This window comes from Staphylococcus lugdunensis (genome assembly GCF_002901705.1).
Lineage (GTDB): Bacteria > Bacillota > Bacilli > Staphylococcales > Staphylococcaceae > Staphylococcus > Staphylococcus lugdunensis.
Genome location: NZ_PPPV01000012.1, coordinates 279,451 through 302,842, shown reverse-complemented (window position 1 = coordinate 302,842; position 23,392 = coordinate 279,451). Strand labels below are relative to the sequence as shown.

The 23,392-nt window shown below is 33.4% G+C and carries 24 protein-coding genes; 1 reads left to right on the top strand and 23 read right to left on the bottom strand.

Features of this window, described 5'->3' with window-relative positions; all coding sequences use genetic code 11:
• Nucleotides 1–52 precede the first annotated feature (52 nt).
• From CD041_RS02190 to ccpN, 8 genes are all read right to left on the bottom strand, one after another.
• Nucleotides 53–943, bottom strand: a complete 891-nt coding sequence (locus CD041_RS02190) for a deoxyribonuclease IV (protein ID WP_070648468.1) — start codon at nucleotides 941–943, stop codon at nucleotides 53–55.
• Nucleotides 944–952: 9 nt separating this feature from the next.
• Nucleotides 953–2,296, bottom strand: coding sequence for a DEAD/DEAH box helicase (locus CD041_RS02185; RefSeq protein ID WP_002459001.1), 1,344 nt, complete (start codon nucleotides 2,294–2,296; stop codon nucleotides 953–955).
• 36 nt (nucleotides 2,297–2,332) lie between these two features.
• On the bottom strand, nucleotides 2,333–3,433 hold the full coding sequence (locus CD041_RS02180) for a Nif3-like dinuclear metal center hexameric protein (RefSeq protein WP_070815401.1): 1,101 nt from the start codon (nucleotides 3,431–3,433) through the stop codon (nucleotides 2,333–2,335).
• Nucleotides 3,423–4,112 (bottom strand): tRNA (adenine(22)-N(1))-methyltransferase, encoded by a 690-nt coding sequence (locus CD041_RS02175; protein WP_002478120.1) that lies wholly within the window; start codon nucleotides 4,110–4,112, stop codon nucleotides 3,423–3,425. Before CD041_RS02175 ends, CD041_RS02180 begins: the two co-directional genes overlap by 11 nt.
• A gap of 68 nt (nucleotides 4,113–4,180) precedes the next feature.
• A complete protein-coding gene (gene rpoD / locus CD041_RS02170) occupies nucleotides 4,181–5,287 on the bottom strand; it encodes an RNA polymerase sigma factor RpoD (protein ID WP_080606566.1) in 1,107 nt (368 codons plus the stop codon).
• A 292-nt stretch (nucleotides 5,288–5,579) separates the two neighbouring features.
• Nucleotides 5,580–7,394 (bottom strand): DNA primase, encoded by a 1,815-nt coding sequence (dnaG, locus tag CD041_RS02165; RefSeq protein WP_080606565.1) that lies wholly within the window; start codon nucleotides 7,392–7,394, stop codon nucleotides 5,580–5,582.
• Nucleotides 7,395–7,454: 60 nt separating this feature from the next.
• The gene (locus tag CD041_RS02160) at nucleotides 7,455–8,273 is read right to left on the bottom strand and encodes a pyruvate, water dikinase regulatory protein (protein WP_002458996.1); all 819 of its coding nucleotides are present in this window, start codon (nucleotides 8,271–8,273) and stop codon (nucleotides 7,455–7,457) included.
• A 13-nt stretch (nucleotides 8,274–8,286) separates the two neighbouring features.
• Nucleotides 8,287–8,910 (bottom strand): transcriptional regulator CcpN, encoded by a 624-nt coding sequence (ccpN, locus tag CD041_RS02155; protein ID WP_014533295.1) that lies wholly within the window; start codon nucleotides 8,908–8,910, stop codon nucleotides 8,287–8,289.
• A 323-nt stretch (nucleotides 8,911–9,233) separates the two neighbouring features.
• On the opposite strand from ccpN, the gene CD041_RS02150 reads away from it, so the two are divergent.
• Complete coding sequence (locus tag CD041_RS02150) at nucleotides 9,234–10,625, top strand: glycine--tRNA ligase (RefSeq protein ID WP_002478117.1); 1,392 nt, start codon at nucleotides 9,234–9,236, stop codon at nucleotides 10,623–10,625.
• A 119-nt stretch (nucleotides 10,626–10,744) separates the two neighbouring features.
• On the opposite strand, the gene recO is transcribed toward CD041_RS02150, so the two are convergent.
• From recO to CD041_RS12265, 15 genes are all read right to left on the bottom strand, one after another.
• On the bottom strand, nucleotides 10,745–11,500 hold the full coding sequence (gene recO, locus CD041_RS02145; RefSeq protein WP_002458993.1) for a DNA repair protein RecO: 756 nt from the start codon (nucleotides 11,498–11,500) through the stop codon (nucleotides 10,745–10,747).
• Nucleotides 11,501–11,520: 20 nt separating this feature from the next.
• The gene (gene era, locus CD041_RS02140; protein WP_002458992.1) at nucleotides 11,521–12,420 is read right to left on the bottom strand and encodes a GTPase Era; all 900 of its coding nucleotides are present in this window, start codon (nucleotides 12,418–12,420) and stop codon (nucleotides 11,521–11,523) included.
• The gene (gene cdd / locus CD041_RS02135) at nucleotides 12,420–12,827 is read right to left on the bottom strand and encodes a cytidine deaminase (protein ID WP_002458991.1); all 408 of its coding nucleotides are present in this window, start codon (nucleotides 12,825–12,827) and stop codon (nucleotides 12,420–12,422) included. The genes era and cdd overlap by 1 nt, the downstream gene beginning before the upstream one ends.
• 14 nt (nucleotides 12,828–12,841) lie before the next feature.
• Nucleotides 12,842–13,189, bottom strand: a complete 348-nt coding sequence (locus CD041_RS02130) for a diacylglycerol kinase family protein (RefSeq protein ID WP_080606564.1) — start codon at nucleotides 13,187–13,189, stop codon at nucleotides 12,842–12,844.
• Nucleotides 13,185–13,646: an rRNA maturation RNase YbeY gene (gene ybeY / locus CD041_RS02125; protein WP_002458989.1), complete on the bottom strand. Its 462-nt coding sequence runs from the start codon at nucleotides 13,644–13,646 to the stop codon at nucleotides 13,185–13,187. Before ybeY ends, CD041_RS02130 begins: the two co-directional genes overlap by 5 nt.
• Nucleotides 13,647–13,648: 2 nt before the next feature.
• Nucleotides 13,649–14,599 carry a PhoH family protein gene (locus CD041_RS02120; RefSeq protein ID WP_002458988.1) on the bottom strand — a complete coding sequence of 317 codons (951 nt, stop codon included), beginning with the start codon at nucleotides 14,597–14,599 and terminating at the stop codon, nucleotides 13,649–13,651.
• 267 nt (nucleotides 14,600–14,866) lie between these two features.
• Nucleotides 14,867–15,574, bottom strand: coding sequence for a hypothetical protein (locus tag CD041_RS02115; RefSeq protein WP_002458987.1), 708 nt, complete (start codon nucleotides 15,572–15,574; stop codon nucleotides 14,867–14,869).
• Between the two features lie 16 nt (nucleotides 15,575–15,590).
• Complete coding sequence (gene floA, locus CD041_RS02110) at nucleotides 15,591–16,577, bottom strand: flotillin-like protein FloA (RefSeq protein ID WP_002458986.1); 987 nt, start codon at nucleotides 16,575–16,577, stop codon at nucleotides 15,591–15,593.
• A gap of 17 nt (nucleotides 16,578–16,594) precedes the next feature.
• A complete protein-coding gene (locus CD041_RS02105; protein WP_062077682.1) occupies nucleotides 16,595–17,302 on the bottom strand; it encodes an NfeD family protein in 708 nt (235 codons plus the stop codon).
• 511 nt (nucleotides 17,303–17,813) lie between these two features.
• Nucleotides 17,814–17,990 carry a 30S ribosomal protein S21 gene (gene rpsU / locus CD041_RS02100; protein WP_000048060.1) on the bottom strand — a complete coding sequence of 59 codons (177 nt, stop codon included), beginning with the start codon at nucleotides 17,988–17,990 and terminating at the stop codon, nucleotides 17,814–17,816.
• A gap of 123 nt (nucleotides 17,991–18,113) precedes the next feature.
• Nucleotides 18,114–19,460, bottom strand: a complete 1,347-nt coding sequence (gene mtaB, locus CD041_RS02095) for a tRNA (N(6)-L-threonylcarbamoyladenosine(37)-C(2))-methylthiotransferase MtaB (RefSeq protein ID WP_037540772.1) — start codon at nucleotides 19,458–19,460, stop codon at nucleotides 18,114–18,116.
• A 5-nt stretch (nucleotides 19,461–19,465) separates the two neighbouring features.
• The gene (locus tag CD041_RS02090) at nucleotides 19,466–20,218 is read right to left on the bottom strand and encodes a 16S rRNA (uracil(1498)-N(3))-methyltransferase (protein ID WP_070648461.1); all 753 of its coding nucleotides are present in this window, start codon (nucleotides 20,216–20,218) and stop codon (nucleotides 19,466–19,468) included.
• Between the two features lies 1 nt (nucleotide 20,219).
• Nucleotides 20,220–21,158, bottom strand: coding sequence for a 50S ribosomal protein L11 methyltransferase (prmA, locus tag CD041_RS02085; protein WP_037544379.1), 939 nt, complete (start codon nucleotides 21,156–21,158; stop codon nucleotides 20,220–20,222).
• A 3-nt stretch (nucleotides 21,159–21,161) separates the two neighbouring features.
• Nucleotides 21,162–22,295: a molecular chaperone DnaJ gene (dnaJ, locus tag CD041_RS02080; protein ID WP_002478111.1), complete on the bottom strand. Its 1,134-nt coding sequence runs from the start codon at nucleotides 22,293–22,295 to the stop codon at nucleotides 21,162–21,164.
• 201 nt (nucleotides 22,296–22,496) lie between these two features.
• Nucleotides 22,497–23,392: Hsp70 family protein (locus CD041_RS12265; protein WP_258027197.1), on the bottom strand; the 896-nt coding region annotated here is incomplete at its 5' end.

Here is a 23,392-nt window from a genome sequence, read left to right as displayed (position 1 = left end):
ACGATAGAATTGCAAAAACTGAGACTTTATCAAAATCTCAGTTTTTAAATAGTTATTGCGTTAGCAATTTATCTTTGAGTTTTGGATCAAATTGTTGTGCTTTTAGCATCTCAATTTCAAGCTTGTAAGGTGCTTTTTTATTTTTCTTATCTTCACCTACAAAAGGTGTTTCAAGAATTTTAGGTATATCTTTAAAAGCATCATGATGGACAATATAATTTAATGCATCAAAGCCAATGTATCCAAATCCAATATTTTCATGACGATCCTTATGTGCACCACGTTCATTTTTACTATCATTGACGTGAACAACCTTGATGCGATCAACACCAATTATTTTGTCAAATTCATTTAAAACACCGTCAAAATCTTCTTTAACATTATATCCAGCATCATGAGTATGACATGTATCAAAACAAATAGATAAACGTTCATTGTTGTTTACACCATCAATAATGCGTGCAATCTCTTCAAAAGAGCGTCCAACTTCAGAGCCTTTTCCTGCCATTGTTTCAAGTGCGATACGAACGTCATTATCATTCGTTAGTACTTCATTCAAACCTTCAATAATACGTTTAATACCGGCATCTGCACCAGCACCAACATGTGAACCAGGGTGTAAGACGATATCTTTAGCTCCTATCGCTTGAGTACGTTCAATTTCATTTTGTAAAAAATTGACGCCTAATTCGAAAACTTCTGGTTTTGTAGTATTAGCGATATTAATAATGTAAGGCGCATGTACTACAATATTTGATAGGCCATAGGATTTCATTGCTTCATGACCTTTTGCGATATTTAAATCTTCTATCTTTTTTCTACGTGTATTTTGTGGCGCACCGGTATAAATCATGAATGTTGATTCTCCGTAACTATGCGCATCCTCAGCAGCACCTTGTAACATTTTTTTACCACTCATTGACACATGAGATCCTAATAGCATAACTATCACCTAACCTTTTTTGTTTTTTCTATTCTGTCTATTTTGTCGTTTGCTATATTGTTTTCTTTCTTGACGCTTCATTTGTTCAACCTGTTGTTTAAATTTCTTTTTATAGCCAGGCTTCACTTTATTTTTAGATTTACTACGTACTTTTTGCTTTACTTCATTAGTTAAGTGGTCGTCTTTACGTTCGCGCTTTTTCCGTGTATTGAATGATTTCACTGGTTGTAATTCATTGTTTTTGATATCGACCGTTTCAAATTGATAACCTTTGTCCTCAATTAATGAAATATTATGTTCATCATCAGGACTATATAGTGTAATAGCTACGCCTCTATAATTACCTCGTCCTGTTCTTCCAACTCGATGTGTGAAGAAATCGATATCATTTGGTACATCAAAATTGATAACATGGCTCACACCTTCAATATCGATTCCACGAGAAGCTAAATCACTTGCAATAACAAATTGGAAGTCTAAATTGCGAATGCGTTTCATTTGCTGTTTACGTTCACGCGGTGTTAAACCTCCATGTATCATGCCGACTTTGATGCCAGATGCATTTAGAGAGTCTGCTAATTCATTAGCATTTTCACGACTATTGCAGAAAATAATACATAAATAAGGATTTAAAATATCAATTAATTGTAATGTTTTTTCAACTTTAGCTGTACCTTTTGTTGGAATAAGATAGAATTCGATATTTTTCTTATTTTGAGATTGATTATCGACAACTATGAACTCTGGTTGATTTAGATATTTGTTTAAAAATGGATGCAGTGATTTAGGTATAGTTGCGCTAAAGACTGCAATATTTGACGTATCATTTAGACGCGCTGCAATTTGATCTACTTGATCTATTAATCCTAAATCAATCATTAAATCTGCTTCATCGATAATTAAGTACGAAGCTAAATGAACATGTAAATGACCACTCATTGCTAAATCATTAATCCGTGTAGGTGTACCAATGATGAATTGTGGTTGTATATGCGTACGTTGTTTGTCTTTTTCAATGTCAGTTCCCCCGATAAACAATGAAACCTTAACGTTTGATTTGAATTGTGCCAAATGCTGAGTAGCCTGATAAAGTTGTTGAGCTAGTTCTCTGGTTGGTGCAACCACGATCACTTGAGGCTCTTGAAGATCTATGTCAATTAAATGCATGAGTGGCAATAAAAAAGCGTGTGATTTACCTGTACCAGTTTGAGATTGTCCGATTAAATTTGTTCTTTTTAATATTTTAGGAATAATACGATTTTGTATTTCCGTAGGCTTTTCAAAATTTAAATCTTTAATCGCATCTAGCATGGTTGATTCTAAATTAAATGTTTCAAATGGATGCTTGGACATGAAAATGCCTCCTAATTTATGTTTATTTTACTATGATTAATAGTATTGAAATGGATCAGTATTGATAGAAGAAGATGCTATTGTTATATCAGCTTCATGATCAGTTAACCAATCAGATAATAGCTGTTTCAAACCATCTTTCATGACGTATTCACTATAATGGTTGATATCTAAAATATTCATGCCTTCTGTTTTTGCATCGAGCGCATCATGATGTCTAACATCTCCAGTTACAAAAATATCTGCTCCTCTTTGAAATGCTACGTGCTCAAAGCCGATACCTGAGCCGCCAATGATTGCAACTCGACTAATTGTTATATCAGGTTTTCCAGCATAACGCAAGCTTGGAATAGCTAGAGTGGATTTTGTTTCTTGAATAAAATCTTTAACATTTTGAGGTGTTGCTAAATTTCCAATCATTCCTAAACCGCTATCAGCTTCTTTTGATAGTTCAATAAAATCATAAACTGGTGTTTCATAAGGATGATACTGTTGAATTAAATGTTCTGCAAGTTTACGTTGTTGTGATTGAATCATAAATTCAAGCTTAACTTCATTCACATATTCAATGTGATCTATTTTACCGATAAAAGGATTAGCTTCACCTACTGGTTTAAACTGTCCCGTACCTTTACTTTCAAAAAAACAATATTCATAGTTGCCTTCTTGTGCTAATCCAGCTTTACTAATTTGGCGTTTAAATTGTTCCAAATGTTCTTCGGGAATAAATGTTTGAACTTTGTAATAAGTTGTAGTTTGAGGCACTAATATTTCAGTATCTTGCAATTTTAATTTGGTAGCTAGCATAGCGTTGACACCTTTGTAATAGTGATCTAAATTAGTGTGTAACGCGATAACTTGGATATCGTGTTGAATTATTTTACGTATCAACTGTCCATAACCGTCATCTGTAATGGATGTCAGTCCTTTAAAGATTAAAGGATGATGACATATAATAGTGTTGATTTCTCTTGTTAATGCTTCTTCAACCACTTCATTTGTGCAATCTAACGCAGTTAAAATTCCAGTCATCTTTGTATGTTTGTCACCAATTAATAAGCCAACATTATCCCATGATTCGGCAGTTTTTAAAGGGACATGTTTTTCAATTATTTGCATTAATTCATCAATTTTCATTGGCTAACACCTCTTCAATCAAATCGATTTCAAGAGAGACCTCTTGAAGTCTCTCCTGATGTGTCGTTGGATTTAACTGTTTTTTTATATGTTTTAGTGCAGTAAGTTCACGATGCCACTTCGAAAAGAAAATATCACTTTTATTGCGCAACAAGATGGGACCAAATTTAAGTTCGTATTTAGTATATTGTGGTTTCTCATTGCTATACTTTGCGACAACAATTTCGTAAATATGACCTTTTTCTATCAAAATTTCTTCCGCAATAATAGTAAAGTTTAAATTTACTAGCGTTTTACGCAACGTCTCAGTTTGAATATTACTTTGAAGGATAAGTCGTGTTTGTTTTGATAATTTTGCCTGGCCTTCAGTTAATATTTTAGCAATGAGCGGTCCACCCATGCCACAAATTGATATTGAATCAATTACGTCATTATCATAAATAACTGCTAAGCCGTCGCCTAATCGAACATCTATTTGTTGTGTTAAGTGATGTGCACGGACATTTTGTTTAGCTGCCTTAAACGGTCCTTCGATAACTTCTCCTGCTATTGCGTTATTACATAAATGATGTTGAACTGCATAGATGGGTAAATAAGCATGATCTGAACCAATGTCAGCCAAAACGCCTGGTTGAATATATTTGCTAACAGTTTGCAATCTTTTATTTAGTGATATCATTGATTTCTCCTTTATGTAAAAGAGGCTGAGACATCTTATATTGTCTCAGCCGAATAAAGCGATATGATTTAGTCCATAAAGTCTTTTAAGCGTTTGCTTCGACTTGGATGTCTAAGTTTTCTCAAAGCTTTTGCCTCTATTTGACGAATACGTTCTCTTGTTACACCAAATACTTTACCAACTTCTTCTAAAGTGCGTGTTCGTCCATCGTCTAAACCGAATCTTAAGCGCAATACATTTTCTTCTCTATCAGTTAATGTATCCAACACATCTTCGAGCTGTTCCTTGAGCAATTCATAAGCTGCATGGTCAGAAGGACTTTGAGCTTCTTGGTCTTCAATAAAATCACCAAGATGACTATCATCTTCTTCACCGATTGGCGTTTCTAAAGACACTGGTTCTTGAGCAATTTTTAGTATTTCTCGAACTTTTTCAGGAGGTAGGTCCATTTCTTCACCAATTTCTTCAGGTGCAGGATCTCGTCCTAAATCTTGAAGTAATTGACGTTGAACGCGGATTAATTTATTAATCGTTTCTACCATATGCACTGGGATACGAATTGTACGTGCTTGGTCAGCAATTGCACGAGTAATTGCTTGTCTAATCCACCACGTTGCATAAGTTGAGAATTTAAACCCTTTATTGAAGTCAAACTTCTCCACAGCTTTAATTAGTCCCATGTTGCCTTCTTGAATTAAGTCAAGGAATAACATGCCTCGTCCTACATATCTTTTAGCTATGCTTACCACAAGTCTTAAGTTTGCTTCAGCTAAACGTGATTTAGCAATTTCATCGCCTTGCTCAATACGTTTTGCTAATTCAATTTCTTCTTGTGCATTAAGAAGGTTAACACGTCCAATTTCTTTTAAGTACATGCGGACAGGATCATTTATTTTAACGCCTGGAGGTGCACTTAAATCATTTGGATTAAGTTTTTCATCGGTATCTGAACTATCTTTTTCGTTTACTAGTGAAATGTCATTATCATTCAATTGATCAAAAAATTCATCCATTTGATCGGTGTCCATATCGAAGTTTTGCATTTTTTCTGCAATTTCTTCATGGCTCAAATGGCCTTCTTTTTTACCTTTTTCAAGCAATTGTTTTTTTACATCTTCTAAAGTTAAAGTAGGATCAATTGTTTGCTTTTTAATTTTTACTTTGTTACCAGACATGAAAAGGCCTCCCGAAAATAATATAAGCTTTCAATAGCGATATTTAATTATATAACAAACTTATATAATGTCGATAGTATAATTAAAAATTCATAACAATTACGCACAAGTATTGTCGTTATTTTTATTTACTACGTTATAATCATTTTGAATTAATAGACAAATATCAATCACAGACTATATTTACCCATTAAAAGCGCATAATAACCATTATACAATATAAACCTTAAAATAGAAACAGTCTGTGTACTAATATTATTATGTTTTGAAATACTTATCATTTGTTACATCATCACATTCGTTGTTGATTTTTTTGAACAATCATTTGTAAATAGTATTTAACCATATCAATATCGCCGGTACGCTGAGCTTCGTTTAACTTGTGATTTAAGATTTCAATCGAATCTTCATCATTATTTTCCATTAAGGTCGCGATATAGTCTTCAATTTCATGGTCAAAAGGCTCTAAATTTAAATCATAATTATCTAGTGAAATCATCATTTCTCTCAAATCACTAGAATCTGTATATTGAATGAAATCGCTGATATGATAATTGTCATTTTCAGCATAAAAATCTTTTAATATCTCAAATATTTGTTTGAAAGAGGGATTAGAAAAAAGTTGACTATTGATATTTGCTGCATAATTTAAAAATGTATCTTTATCATTCATAAAATGTTTTAGTAAGCCACGCTCTGCTTTTTCACGTTTATTTAAATGATTAAAATTGTCTATTTGAGGCGCATGCATAGGCTGATTATCATGAAAATATGCACCAGAATAATAGTTATCGTAATCATATTCAGTAATTGAATGAGATTGTTGAGCTATTTCATTATTTAAACGATTTGCCTCAATATTAAACACACCAGCTACATCTTGAACAATTTTGTTTTTCAGAATATTTGATTGTACAAATGCGACATCTTGTATAGCTTCCTTCAAATATCGTTCGTAGGCTAAATCATTATGTTGTATTTCGTCTTGTTTCGTCTTGTATTTAAAGACAATAAAAGATTTCTTTTCAGTAGCTACAAAATTCAAAAATTCCTCTTTACCATATTTCACTATATATTCATCTGGATCCATATCATTTGGTAACTGTATAATATAAACATTAAGTCCTTGTTGTAATAATACTTGGCCTGTTTTAAGTGCAGCTTCTCTACCAGCAAAGTCGCCATCAAACATAAGGGTAACATTGCTGGTTAATTTTTTTAAAAATGTTATATGCTCTTGTGATAGAGCTGTTCCCATGCTGGCAACTACGTGTTTTAATCCTGCAGCGTCTGACTTAATGACATCCATAAATCCTTCTAAGAGAATAACTTCATCATTTTTACGTATACGTTTTCTAGCATAATCAAGATTATATAATAACCTTCTCTTTTGGAATATAGGTGTTTCAGGACTGTTTAAATATTTGGGCTCTTGATTACGATAGGTTCTGCCTGAATAGCCTACAATACGTCCTTGTGCATTGTTTAATGGAAACATGATGCGGTCTCTAAAGCGATCATAGTAGCTAAAGTTTTCTTCATTTCTGGACAGTAGCCCTGCTTCGTATGCAAATTCAATATCATAGTCATTCTTTGTTAAAAAATCTAAACAGAAGTGTGCATTATCTGGGGCATATCCTATGCCGCGTTGTTGAATTAACTCGTCGGTAAAACCGCGTTGTTTTAAATAGTTTAATGCTTCTTCCCCTTCAACTGTTTTTAATAAAGCATATTGATAATATGTTTGCATCAATTCGTGCATCTCTATCATTTTTAAGTCATCAGATGCGATTTGTGGTGTTTCTGAAGGTGTACCAATATCAACGTTTATATTGACACGTGCACCTAATTCTTTCACTGCTTCAACAAAAGAGATATCTTTTATATCTTGTGTAAATTGAAAGACATTTCCACCCTTTTTACAACCAAAGCAATGACAAATTTGCTTATCTTCAGAAACTGTAAATGAAGGTGTTTTTTCATCATGAAAAGGACACAAACCTATATAATTGCGCCCTCTTTTTTCTAATTTAACGTATTCACTTACCAAATCTAAGATATCAGTTTTTTCTTTTATTTCATTAATCACGGATTGTTCTATTCGCAATTTCGATCACCTATTACTTGTTAGTCGTCAAATTATAACGCTTTTTTGTTTCAAAAGATATTATTTTGATTGACGCTGTTCTATAAGTGCAATAACATCATTTGCAGTTTCCTCAATCGCCTTGTCAGAAACATCGATAACAGGACATCCTACCCGTGCAACAATGTCTTCGAAGTATTTAATTTCTTCTTTAATTCTAGCGTCGGTTGCATAACGTGCAGAATCTCCTAAGCCAAGTTGTTTTAAACGTTGCTTTCGAATACGATTTAATTTATCTTCACTAATTTTAAGTGCAATACATTTTGCAGGATCTATTTCAAATAGTGCATCAGGCGGTGTAACCTCTGGTACAATTGGCACATTCATTACTTTATAACTACGATGAGCAAGATATTGAGATAGCGGTGTTTTCGATGTTCTTGAAATACCTATGAGCACGATATCTGCTTTTGGCAAACCTTTTGGATCTTTACCATCATCATATTTTACAGCAAATTCAATCGCATCTATTTTTTTAAAATAAGCATCGTCCAATCGATGAACCATTCCAGGCTCATAATAAGGTGTTTGTTCAACTGACTCTGATAATATACTCATCAATGGACCCATAATATCAACAGACTGAATCTGTTTATCTTTAAGTTCTGCTTCCATATATTTGCGCATTTCAGGTTTAACTAATGTATAAACAATGATAGCCTTTGTGTCATGCGCAACTTGAATGACTTCATCAATATTTTCAAACGATTCGATATAAGGATATCTTAAAAATTCATTTTTGCATTGTTTAGGATTAAATTGAGACACACAAGCCCGTGCCACGAGTTCAGCTGTCTCTCCAATTGAATCTGAGGCAATAATAATCTTTATATTTTCCATTAATGTATACCACCTATTCTTTAAATAAAGATACAAAAAGTTTTGTTATTGTTGTTTTTGAAATACGACCCACAACTTCGTATTTATTATTGTCTTTTTTTCTAACTACAGGTAAAGCATCAATTTCTTTTTCTATCATTTGATTTGCAGCATATACGACTAATTCCGATTCCTCTAAATATGTGACGTTTGGCATTCTTGTCATATTGATACTAATCGGCATAGTATGTATATCCTCACCAATCATAGAAGCGCGTAATAAATCTTTGCGAGAACAAATGCCTATAAAATCATTATTGTTATTCACAATGAACAATGTGCTCGCATCTTCTAAGAAAATCGTGCAAATGGCATCGTAAACAGTCATATCTCCCTTTACTACAACTGGATGTGACATGTAATCTTTGACATTATATTGGCGCAATTGATCTTTAAATATTTTATTTTTAGATTTACCAGAATAAAAATAGCCAACGCGAGGTCGTGCTTCTAAAAAACCAGACATAGTTAAAATAGCTAAATCAGGTCTTAAAGTTGCTCGTGTAAGATTTAGGTGTTCAGCAATATGCTCACCAGTGATAGGTCCTTCATGCTTAACAATATCAATTATTTGCTCTTGCCTTTTACTAAGTTCTATAGGTCTTCACCCCTCTTAATTTCTATTATATTATAACTGTAAATGGTTGTTGCTACAAATACATATAAATACTTGCTTAAAAAAATACTTTCAATTAGAATAAACTTAAGCGAGTTAAGGACGGTGCAAGCTTAACGATGACATTGGCATAACAATTTGATAAGTAAAGAGAGTGGCTACACTAATTTGGGTGGAACCGCGGGTTAATATGTTAATAAACGAATATTTATTATTCGGTTAAAAATAATGACTCGTCCCAAAGATGGAGATATATTATATCAACGTCTTTGGGACGTTTTTGTGTACAAGGAGAGGATAAGCATATGGTAAAAGATATGGATACAATTGTTTCGTTAGCAAAGCACAGAGGGTTTGTATTCCCTGGCAGTGATATATACGGAGGGCTTTCAAATACATGGGATTATGGGCCTCTTGGTGTAGAATTAAAAAATAACGTTAAAAAAGCATGGTGGCAAAAATTTATTACACAATCACCTTATAACGTCGGGATTGATGCAGCGATTTTAATGAATCCTAAAACTTGGGAAGCTTCTGGACATTTAGGTAATTTTAATGACCCTATGATTGATAATAAAGATAGTAAAATTCGTTATCGTGCAGACAAACTAATTGAAGATTATATGCAACAACAAAAAGGAGACGAAAACTTTATTGCTGATGGCTTGAGTTTTGATGAAATGAAGCGCATTATCGATGAAGAAGGCATTGTTTGTCCTGTAAGTGGTACTGCAAATTGGACAGATATTCGTCAATTTAACCTTATGTTTAAAACTTTCCAAGGTGTAACAGAAGATTCAACAAATGAAATTTTCTTACGTCCAGAGACTGCGCAAGGTATTTTTGTTAATTACAAAAATGTGCAACGCTCTATGCGTAAAAAGTTGCCATTTGGTATTGGTCAAATAGGTAAATCATTCCGTAATGAAATTACACCAGGTAACTTTATTTTTAGAACAAGAGAATTTGAACAAATGGAATTAGAATTCTTCTGTAAGCCTGGCGAAGAAATCGAATGGCAGAACTATTGGAAAACTTTTGCTAGTCAGTGGTTAAAAGACTTAAATATTAGTGAAGAAAATATGCGTTTAAGAGACCATGATGAAGATGAGTTATCTCACTATTCTAACGCTACGACTGATATAGAATATAAATTCCCATTTGGTTGGGGTGAATTATGGGGTATTGCAAGCCGTACTGACTTCGACTTAAAACAACATAGTGAGCATTCAGGAGAAGATTTTAAATATCATGATCCTGAAACAAATGAGAAATATATTCCTTATTGTATCGAACCGTCTCTTGGTGCTGACCGTGTAACATTAGCGTTCTTGTGTGATGCCTATGATCAAGAAGGTGTTGAAGGCAGTAAAGACGCTCGTACGGTTCTTCATTTCCACCCTGCTTTAGCGCCGTATAAAGCAGCAGTGTTGCCATTGAGTAAAAAGCTTTCAGGAGAAGCGATTAAGATTTTTGAAGATTTAAGTTCAAAATTTGCTATTGATTTTGATGAATCCCAATCAATTGGTAAGCGATATCGTCGACAAGATGAAATTGGAACACCTTATTGTATTACATTTGACTTTGATTCATTAGAAGACAATCAAGTAACTGTTCGTGATCGTGATTCTATGGATCAAGTACGTATGCCGATTGCTGAATTAGAAGCATTTTTAACAGAAAAAGTTAAATTTTAAGATATACGTAAAGGTTAATACTTGCTAATTCTGTGCGCAATAGATTATCAATAGCTAAATAAAACCTCCCGTAAAAAGATTGTCTAGAAATGGACAACAGTTATGGGAGGTTTTAATAGTTATTTGGGTTCTAATCTATTGAGTTGATTAATTAATTTTTGACTTTTAAAAAATACACCAGCATATTCTCTATATAACATAATCATAAAGTCAGACATTTCGTTTATAATCTCTTGATGGATGCTAAGTTGATTCATTTTTTCAATGGGTAATTGTTGTAATATATTTAACAGGTACAAGGTTTTATTTGATATTAATAAGGCATGTGGATCTCGATAAGCTGCTTCTTGTGAAATAGCACCATGAAATTTAAAACTGTACCCTATTAAGTTAGACGGATTAGTTGAACCAGTTATGACACAATGGTTAAAGTTTGCGGAAAAGCCATATTTATGCATACATTTCAACATCGTAATTATCGACATTAGCTGTGCAGAAGTACCTGCAGTAATTTTTGTTAAAACAAAATGCAATAATTCATAATAATATTTTGAAATTTCTTGATCGTCCATGGCTTTGTCTATAATTTCAGCACTAAGTGATGCGTAGCTATGTGTGTATAAATCAAGCCTTAACTCGTAATGCTGATTTATAACATCAATAGAATTAAGGGTTCCCATTCCACGCCATTGGTTATAAATAAATAAGCCATACACAAATAATTGTGTATGAGCTTGAAAACCACTTTTGGCTTTTTTTGCACGACGTACCATTAAGGGTACTTTAGCGCCATGTTCATTAAGGATAGTAATTACTTTATCTGATTCACCATAATCCACAGACTTAATAATAATCCCTTTTTGTTTCATGAGCATAAATAACACCCACTCTCTGTTTAATCTTGGTCTTCAATATATCCAATTTGACGTATAAAATTCACTTTATTTCTCCAATCCTTTTGAACTTTTACCCACAATTCTAAATATACTTTGGAACCAAGTAACATTTCAATATCATGACGTGCACGTTTACCTACTTCTTTTAATTTTTTTCCACCTTTACCAATAACGATTCCTTTTTGAGAATCACGTTCAACATATATCGTTGCTTCAATGCGAACACGATCTTCATTTTCTTTAATCATTCTATCGACATTCACGCCAATAGCATGAGGGATTTCTTCGCTAGTTAAGTGTAATATTTTTTCACGAATGATTTCACTAACAACAAATTGTTCGGGATGGTCTGAAATTTGATCGTCAGGATAATACTTTGGTCCTTCTGGTAAATGGCTTTTAAGCACATCTATAAAATGGTCAACATTAAGTCCTTCTAATGCTGAAATAGGTACTATCTCAGTGAAGTTCATATATTTTTGATAAGCTTCGATACGTGGCATCAAAGAATCTGGATGTACTAAATCAATTTTATTTAATACTAAAAATACGGGTGTCTTCACATTACGTAGCATGTCCATGATATATTCATCACCACGTCCGATATCTTCGTTTACATTGACCATAAACATGATAGCATCAATTTCAGACAATGTATTTTTAGCCACGCGCATCATATAATCACCAAGCTTATGCTTTGGCTTATGAATACCTGGTGTATCGATAAAAATAATTTGCGCATCATCTCGCGTCATTACGCCTTGAATTTTATTACGCGTTGTTTGAGCTTTATCTGACATTATTGCTATTTTATGGCCAATCACTCTATTAACAAATGTTGATTTACCAACATTTGGTCGACCTATAATTGAAACAAAACCTGATTTATGTACTGTCATTAATTTTCTAAATCCTTTCCGGAAAATCCAAATGGTAACAATTCTGAAACTGAGGAAGCACGCATTTCACCTGTATTATTTGTCATATATATGGGCATATCATCATCACATAATTCTTTTAAAACTTGTCTACAAATACCACATGGCGATGTTGGTTTTATACTATTAACTGTCACAGTTATTGATTCAAAATCCCCAGGCTGATATCCAAGAGCGATTGCTGCGGCAAGACTGGATTGTTCTGCACAAATTGTTGCAGGATAAGATGCATTTTCAACATTGGCACCATAAAACCCTCTGCCATCCTTAGTTTTCAAATAAGCGCCTACTTTAAATTGACTATAAGGCGTGTAAGCGTTACTTTGAGCTTTTTGAGCTTCTTCAAAATAATGTTGTTGATAACTCATTGTAACAAACTCCTTTACGAAAATATATGAGGAATAAAAATAATTAGTCCAGTAATAATAGCAAAGATAGATACTAGCATGACACTAAAAGCCGCGATATCTTTGGCGTACTTTGCAAACTCATGATAATCCAATGTTACTAAATCAACAACAAATTCTATAGCCGTATTCAGTGCTTCTAATGTTAAGACAAGAAATATGGATAATAGGATAAAAAGCCACTCATATCTGTTAAGTTGAAAGATAAATCCTAAAACAATAACAAGTATTGAAATGATAAGATGAAGTAAGAAATTATGGTCTTTAACAAGCAGTGCTTTAAAACCATTAAAGGCGTATCTAAAACGTTTAAACTCTTTAATCTCTCGTCAGTCCATATGCAGTTAATATTGTTTCTTGCCGACCAAACATTTTCTTTTCATCTTCTTCATTCATATGATCATAGCCTAATAAATGTAAAAATCCATGAAGAGCAAGAAAGCCTAACTCTCGTTCAAATGAATGACCATATGTCGTAGCTTGTTCTTGTGCTACATCTGTACATATAATAATATCACCTAGTACGCGAGGTATCTCCAAGCCTGTTATTTCAGGTTCATCCTCTTCCAAAGCAAAGGATATAACATCGGTTACTTTATCTTTATCTCGATATATTTTATTAATTTGTTGAATTTCTTCTTTATCTACAAATGTCACGGATAATTCTGCATCTTGTGTAATACCTTCTTGTTCTTTTGCAAAGTTAAGTAAATCGTCAATTTGTTGAAACCATGCTTCATCAACCATTTGCGTGTGGTCACTAAAATCTATGGTAAACATGTTTATTTTACCTCCCCATCATATCTTGCGATAATTTTACCTACTAAAGGATGTCTAACAACATCGGATTGATCCAAATTCATAATATGAATACCATTTACCCCTTGCAATTTGCTTATAGCTTCTTTCAAACCACTTTTAACGCCTTTAGGTAAATCAATTTGGGTTTGATCTCCAGTAACAACCATTTTTGAATCGAAGCCCAACCTTGTTAAAAACATTTTCATTTGAGCATGTGTTGTGTTTTGTGCTTCATCTAAAATCACAAAGGCATCATCTAATGTACGACCTCTCATATAAGCAAGTGGTGCAATTTCGATAATTCCTCTTTCAATAAAACGTGCTGTTTGTTCACGACCTAATACCGTATTTAAGCCATCATATAATGGTCTTAAGTAAGGATCTACTTTTTCTTTTAAATCACCTGGTAAAAATCCTAAAGATTCACCAGCTTCAACAGCAGGGCGTGTTAGCACAATGCGTTTGACTTTCCCTTTTCGTAATTGTTTAGCTGCATAAACAACAGCTAAAAATGTTTTTCCAGTGCCAGCAGGACCCACGCCAAAAACTAAATCATTTCGTTGCATTGCATTGACATACATACGTTGTCCCATAGTTTTTGCACGAATGGTTTTACCATATGCATCTTTTGTAATTTCATCCTCATATAAATCTAATAAAAATTGCAAAGTATTATTATCAGCCATTTTAATAGCAGCTTCTACGTCTTTAAGTGTAATAACATGGCCGAGTTCTATAACTTTTAATAAATTTTTAAGAATTTGTTCTGCCTTTTCAACATGCTCCAGACGTTCGCCTTTAACAGCAATTTCTTGACCTCTGGCATGTATGACAACATCATATGCATCCTCTAGCGCTTTTAAATGCTCATCATTATTTCCGATTAAAGCTTGAGATTGATTAATGTTGTCGATTTGAATTATTTCTGGCATAAACGGGCTCCTTTACAAGTAACATTATTTATCAAATTTTTACTGCATGATATAAATAGGTCAATTTATGATTATTATATCATGATAACTAGATAACCTTGGATGTGAAAATTATTAAAACTCACTTTCAATAAAAGTTTACTAAACAATCCATATTGATACAAATTAATGTGTTTGTAAATTTAAAAAAGATTGGCTAATGGGCTCAAAATATAAAAAATAACATATCCCACTACATACAATTTAATTAGTGGAATATGTTATATATTATAATTGCTTTGGTTTATTCAATATTTCTTGCCAAATTAAACCATTAACTACAGGATTGTTATCAAATTGTAGTGCTTGATGGGTCATATTTTGTTCGATTGATTTGGTGTTTAGCAATTGCTTTAAGCGATATTGTTTAGCTCTAGGTGATAAATATTTATCGCTAATAATTTCTTTTGCTTTTTGCTCAATCATTGCGAGTTGCTTTTCTTTTTCATTATCAATATCTAAACGAACACGTTTTAAATCATCCATAAGTGTATGTTCTAAATCTTGATTTGAAGGCTGCTTATTCACAACATCTCTTGATGATGGCTGTGTTTGTAAGGTATCATTATTGCTATTTTGAGATTGTGTTAGTTGCCTTGAAGATCTTTGAACTGTAGGACGTGCTTTATCTTGTGTTTCCACCTTAATCTCTCGTTCTAATTTACGATCTTTATACACAGGTTGAGAGGTATTTTTATCGTGTTGTACTTTTTTATGTTTCGTATGTTCACCTGAAATTTCTTCATTCATTTCATTTAGCTTATCTCCAACTTTATCTAAGAACGAACCTTTTTGTGGTTGACGTGATGTTGGTTTAGACTGAGCTTTCTTTTTAGGTGGTTTTTGATTCTGACGTTGTTTATGACTCTTATCCCCCATCGCACTGATAATTGAAATGATGACCGAAATAGCAAATATGAGAATACCAATGTTCATGACATCACCCCTTTAATTATTTTGGTGATTCTGGGTCTTCTTTGTCTGTATGTTTATTGATAGCATTTCTCATTCCTGTATCAGCTTCTATATTTTTTAAATTATAATAGTCTTTGACACCTAAATTACCGTTGCGTAGTGCTTCTGCCATAGCAAGAGGTACTTCAGATTCTGCCTCAACAACTTTTGCACGCATTTCTTGTACACTTGCTTTCATTTCTTGTTCTTTAGCTACTGCCATCGCGCGACGTTCTTCGGCTTTAGCTTGAGCAATGTTTTTATCTGCTAGTGCTTGCTCAGTTTGTAAATCAGCACCAATATTTTTACCGATATCTACGTCAGCAATGTCAATGGATAAAATTTCAAAGGCTGTACCTGAATCTAAACCTTTACTTAATACAGTTTTAGAAATATTATCTGGATTTTCAAGAACTTGTGTATGATGTTCACTTGAACCGATAGTTGAAACAATACCTTCACCTACACGAGCAATAATTGTTTCTTCACCAGCACCACCGACTAATCGAGAAATATTAGCTCGAACCGTAATACGTGCTTTAGCTCTAACTTCGATACCATTCATAGCCACACCAGTAATAAAAGGTGTTTCTATAACTTTAGGATTAACAGACATTTGAACAGCTTGTAATACATCACGACCGGCTAAGTCAATCGCAGCACCGCGTTCAAACGGTAGATTTATATCTGCACGTTGCGCAGCGATGTTTGCATCAACAACTCTATCAACGTTACCACCAGCTAAGTAGTGAGATTCTAACTGATTAGTTGTTAAGTTTAAACCAGCTTTATGTGCTTTTATTAATGGCGCAATTACTTTTCTAGGCGAAACGCGACGTAAACGCATACCAATGAGTGTTCCGATTCCAACCTTAACGCCTGCTGCAATTGCTGAAATCCACAGTCCAACTGGAACAAATGAAAATAAAATAAGAATTGCTACAAGAATTATAATAGCAATTACAATAAATCCAATACTAAACATTAAATCACTCCTATAAATTAATCTATCTCTCTTACTACAACTCGAGTGCCTTCTACTTCTAATATTTTGACATCTTTATTTCTTAAAATAAATGAACCATCTGACACAGCATCTATTCTTTCATCATTTATTAAAATAATGCCTGCTGGACGTAAGTCTGTAGAAGTACGAGCTATTTTGCCAACTAAGTGAGAACGGTCATCGTGAGATCTATAACCAGCTTCAGCATTTGTCGAATCTTTAAGTACAACTTTTTCAAAAAAAGGTATTTTTCGATTTAAAAGTTTTACTAAAATGACCCATTCAACAATACTAAGAATAACTGCAATAATGACATTGAATAACATAATAAACAAGTTATCACCAAGCATTATTAAGCTTAATGAGATTAGAACTATGCCAAAAAAGCCTATTATTGCACCTACAATAAAGAGCTCTATAATAACAAAAATTACCCCTATGCCAAATAAAATTACCGATATCAAATTGACGTCGCCATTGATGAGAAATCCTAAAAATAATAGTAATAAACATAATGCTGCAACTACACCTATTAAATTAATTTTAGGAGAGTATAATTGATATAAAAATCCTAAAAATATAGCGACTGTCAGAATAAGTGTCATCAATGGATGTGTAAGAATTTGAGCTACATCAAATATCCAAGAGACATCAGAAGAAAAGTTCAGCAAGAAAAAGGTATGTATTCCATTTATAACTGTCATAAATTCACCTCGCTCCCATTTTGATTATACATGAATCATGACTAAGATTATAGGGATATAAAAGAGAATCTATAAGATTTCCAACAACAATATATTAAATAAATGAATAATAGCTGGTATTTATTTTTAACGATATAATGAGTCTGATAAAATCAACAACCTAAATAATAAAGTTTAATGATTTTTGAAATGCATTTAGAATTTTTAATTATATTTTTTATATTGTAATATCACTTGTATAATATGTTGTTATCACTTAACCCCTGCTTGGTACTACTTTCTCTACAGTTCCATGAAACGATAATTCATATTCAAATATACTTTTGCAATACATCATTAAAATATATGAAAAGATAATAACTTTGCAAACTAAAAAACAAAAGTATAACAAAATGGCAATTTCTACGTTATTTCAATAGAAATTGCCATTTTTCGTTGGTTGGAACCTATTTATAGTCCTAACCTAATATATAATTAACATTCGTGTTGAGGGAGTCAACAGAGCTATTAATTATTTGAATTTACGTTTACGCGCAGCTTCAGATTTCTTTTTACGTTTAACACTAGGTTTTTCGTAAAATTCACGTTTACGTACTTCTTGAATTGTACCGCTTTTTGATACTGAACGTTTAAATCTACGTAACGCATCTTCAAGTGATTCGTTTTTACGTACTACTGTTTTAGACATCTGTATTTCCCTCCCTCCAAATATCAACGGAACTTTAATAATTATGTGCATAGTACAATAGACTATGCTTTATTTAGTATAATATATCTCCATTGTGCGGTCAATTAGTAAAGCGCGGAAAGTTTACACTAGTACTTCTTGCTCAGATAAATTAGAAGCGTGTTCAACTACTCTTAATGCTTCACCTTTATTTAGCGGATAATCAGCATGTACAATCTTTACTTTGACAATTTGACCTATCAATGATTCATCACCATCAAATTGTACTTTCATGTAGTTATCTGCATAACCAACCAGTGAACCATGGAAACTACCTTTTTCTTCAGGAATAACTTCCAATACGTCATCTTCAAACTTAGAAGCATATTCTTTAGCTAATTGATCACTTAAAGCAATTAATTTGTGAACACGTTCATTTTTAACATCTTCATCAATCTGATTATCCATACGAGCAGCAGGTGTACCGATTCGTGAAGAATATGGAAATACATGTAATTCAGAAAACTTATGTTTTGCTATAAAATCAAAGGTTTCTTGAAACTCTTCATCAGTTTCTCCAGGAAAACCTACTATAACATCACTTGTCACTGCCAAATCTGGCAACGCTTTATGAAGTTTTGATAGACGTTCTGAAAAATGTTCCATCGTGTATTTACGTCGCATACGTTTAAGCACGCTATCTGAACCTGATTGTAACGGAATATGCAAATGACGGACAACTTTATTAGATTTTTCAATGACATCAATCACTTCATCTGTTAGTTGACTGGCTTCAATTGAAGAAATACGAATTCTTTCTAGACCATCAATCGTTTCTAAATCGCGTAACAGTTGTGCTAGATTATAGTTTTTCAAGTCTTGACCGTAACCACCAGTGTGAATACCAGTGAGCACAATCTCTTTATAACCTGCATTGACAAGCGTTGTGGCTTGTTCAACAACCTTTTTCGGATCTCTAGAACGCATTAAACCTCGAGCCCATGGTATGATGCAAAATGTACAGAAATTATTACAGCCTTCTTGAATTTTTAATGAAGCACGTGTACGATCTGTAAAATACGGTACATCTAATTCCTCATAGGTGCGATTTTTCATAATGTTTCCTACACCATTAATAGGTTGGCGCTCTTTTTGAAACTCATCTATATATGATAGTAATTTATGACGGTCTTGCGTACCAACTACAACATCAACGCCTGGAATTTCCATAATTTCTGCTGATGATGTTTGTGCATAACAACCAGTGACGCATATAACTGCATCAGGATTTTTTCTAATAGCACGACGTATGACTTGTCGACTTTTTTTATCTCCAGTATTTGTAACCGTACATGTGTTAATAACATACACATCTGCATTGGTTTCAAAATCTACTCTTTCATAATTTGCTTCTTTAAATAATTGCCAAATTGCTTCTGTTTCATAATGGTTTACTTTACAACCTAATGTATGAAAAGCTACCGTTGACATGTCATTCACCCCAATAATTCATTTTCATAGCTCATTGCACTTAGTGCATACAATGGTGCTGTTTCTGCCCTTAAAATTCTAGGTCCTAAACCTACTGTGTGACTATTATCCTTAAACATCTCGATTTCTGACTCTGTTAACCCACCTTCGGGACCAAATATCATTAAAACGTGATCGTTTGGCTTAAAACATTGTAATAATTGTCTGAAATGGCTTCTTTCATTTTGCTTTGCTTGTTCTTCATATGCAATCAGAATATAGTCATAATGACTTATTTTATCATAAACGGATTTCAAATTCGACATGTACTTTACTGAAGGTATAGTAAGTCGATAACTTTGCTCGGCAGCTTCTTTGACAATTTTTTGCCATCTATCAATTTTCTTCATAGCTTTTGTTTGATTTAGTTTCACAACCGAGCGCGCCATATCTACTGCCCAAAACTCATTGGCACCTAGCTCTGTAGCTTTTTGAAGCATCCACTCATACTTATCTGCCTTAATGAGCCCACTACAAATTGTTACATACAGAGGTAATTCAGTATGTATGTCTAATTTGACTTTCGGCATTATTTGAATATATTCATCATTAATATCTGTAATTTCACACTCGAATACGCTTTGATTTTGGAATGTAATAATGATATGATCTCCAACACAATTGCGCATAACATTAATAATATGATGACGGTCATTTTTATCTCGAATAAAAAAACGCTGACCGTCATCAGCGTTTTCGTTAATAAAGTATCGTTGCAACTTATTCACTCACTTTCTGACCAACAAGGCATACCCATCCATTATTTTGTTCAATTGAAATGATATCAAAGCCAACCTGTTTCATGTGTGCTTCTATTTCTAAATGTTTTTCAGTGATAATACCAGACGTTATAAAATAACCATCTTCATTTAATGTATTATAAGCATCTTCTATCATTTCATCAATAATATGAGCTAAAATATTTGCAATGACTACATCGTATTTTTTAGTTTCATCTTTGAGTAAATTACCAGTGTTAGCTTCAATAACAGCATCACAGTGATTCTTTTTAAAGTTCTCTATTGCTACTTTAATTGCCATATCATCAATATCTATCGCTTTGATGTGCCGTACACCTAATAAATGGCATGCAATACTCAAGATTCCAGATCCAGTTCCGACATCAATGACATTTTTGTCAGAGGAAACGTATTTCTCTATAGCGTGTAAGCACATACTTGTCGTTGGGTGATCACCCGTACCAAAAGCCATACCAGGATCTAATTCAATACAGAGCTCCTCGTTACTATCTTTGGTATAGGTTTCCCAACTGGGTACAATTGTAAATCGTTTCGAAGCTCTAAAAGGATGGAAATAGTTTTTCCATTCATTCTCCCAATCTTCTTCAGCCACAGGTTGCGTATTATAAGTAAAAACTGTGGTATCTAATTCGGTTAAATTTAAAATTTCTTTTTTTATTTGTGTTGCTAAAGACTTTGTAAATTTAATTTCGTTAAAATAGGCCTTCAAACGGACGCCAAATTCAGGATAATCTTCAGATTTTAATTCATAAATTTCACCGTATTTATCGGCAGGTGGTTGTATCAAGTCATGAGAATCTTCAATAACAACACCATTTGAACCGAAATTTTCTAAAATGTTAGTGACTAAAGGTTCTACTTCATGGTTAACTACGATTGAGAGCTCTACCCAATTCATTGCTTATTCACCTCTGAAAAATTTACGTGCTTTATCTTTAAAATTAGAATGTTGTTCTTTAATTTCTTCTCCACTAACTTCAGCAAATTCTCGCATTAATTCTTTTTGTTTTTCATTTAATTTTGTTGGTGTTACAACTTTAATATTAACGAATAAGTCGCCATAACCGTAGCCATGAACATTTTTAATACCTTTATCTTTAAGTCTAAATTGTTTACCCGTTTGTGTACCTGAAGGAATAGTTAACATGACATTGCCTTTTAACGTTGGTACTTTTATTTCATCTCCAAGGGCAGCTTGTGGGAAACTAATGTTCAAGTTGTAATAAATGTCGTCGCCATCACGTTCAAATTTCTTAGAAGGACGAACACGGAAAACAACATATAAATCACCGTTAGGGCCACCGTTCTCACCTGGAGAACCTTCACCACCTAAGCGAATTTGTTGTTCGTTGTCAACGCCTTCAGGCACGTTAACTTCTAGTTTAACTACTTTGTTTTCAGTACCTTTACCATGACATGTTGGACATGGTTCTTCAAATTCTTGACCAGTACCTTGACATTTAGGGCAAGTTTGTTCAGTTCTTACACGACCAAGTATAGTATTTTGTTCAACAGAAGTACGGCCTGATCCCTTACAGTAACTACATGTTTTTTTGCTGGTTCCTGGTTTAGCACCTTCACCATTACATGTATGACATTTTACATCTTTTCTAATAGATATCTCTTTTGTTGCACCAAATACTGCTTCTTCAAAATCAATAGTCATTGTATATTGTAAATCATCGCCTTTACGTGGGGCGTTAGGATCTCGTTGTCTAGATCCTCCAAAGAAAGAACTGAAGATATCCTCGAAACCACCGCCGAAGCCACTGAAATCTTGACCACCAAATCCTTGGTTGCCGAAACCTCCTTGAGGACCACTATGGCCAAATTGATCATAATTAGCTCGTTTATTATCATCACTTAAAATTTCATAGGCCTCAGAAATTTCTTTGAATTTTTCATCTGCACCTTCTTCTTTGTTGATATCAGGATGATATTTTTTTGATAATTTTCGGTATGCTTTTTTTATTTCATCTTTTGAGGCATCTTTGCTGACACCTAATACTTCATAGTAATCTCTTTTATTGGCCAATTCATCTCGCTCCTTTTAATTGATAAATTTTTAAGCACTTACTACTGTTTAATGCTGTTTGAGAGGCGAATGTCATTTAAACTAACATGTTAAATAAAAAGTCAAAGCCAATGCTCAATTGACTTTGACTTTTTGGCTGTCAGTTTATATATAGTCTTACTATTTAAAATGGTATATGACTTATTTATAAACGATTAGCTATTATTTTTTATCTTCGTCATCTTTAACTTCTTTAAATTCAGCATCTTCAACAGTGCTATCGTTTTGTTGGTTACCTTCAGCACCTTGAGCTTGTTGCGCTTGTTGTTGTGCTTGTTGATAAACTTTAGCAGATAATTCTTGAACTACTTTTTCAAGTTCTTCTTTTTTAGCTTTAATGTCATCAATGTCTTGACCTTCTAATGCAGATTTAAGAGCATCTTTTTTCTCTTCTGCATTTTTCTTATCATCTTCGCTAATATTGTCGCCTAAGTCTTTAATTGTTTTTTCAACTTGGAATACTAAACTATCAGCTTCATTTCTTAAGTCAACTTCTTCACGACGTTTTTTATCTGCTTCAGCATTTTCTTCAGCATCTTTTACCATACGATCAATTTCTTCATCAGATAAAGAAGAGCTAGATTGGATTGTAATATTTTGTTCTTTATTAGTACCTAAGTCTTTAGCAGTTACGTTAACAATACCATTTTTATCGATATCAAATGTAACTTCGATTTGAGGTATGCCACGTGGAGCTGGTGGAATATCAGTTAATTGGAATCTGCCAAGTGTTTTGTTGTCAGAAGCCATAGGACGTTCACCTTGTAACACATGAATATCAACTGATGGTTGGTTATCAGCAGCAGTTGAATAAACTTGTGATTTAGATGTTGGGATTGTAGTATTACGTTCAATTAACGTATTCATACGACCGCCCATGATTTCGATACCTAATGATAATGGCGTTACATCTAATAATACAACGTCTTTAACATCACCAGTGATAACACCACCTTGAATAGCAGCACCCATCGCTACGACTTCGTCAGGATTTACACCTTTATGTGGTTCTTTACCGATTTCTTTTTTAACTGCTTCTTGTACAGCTGGAATACGTG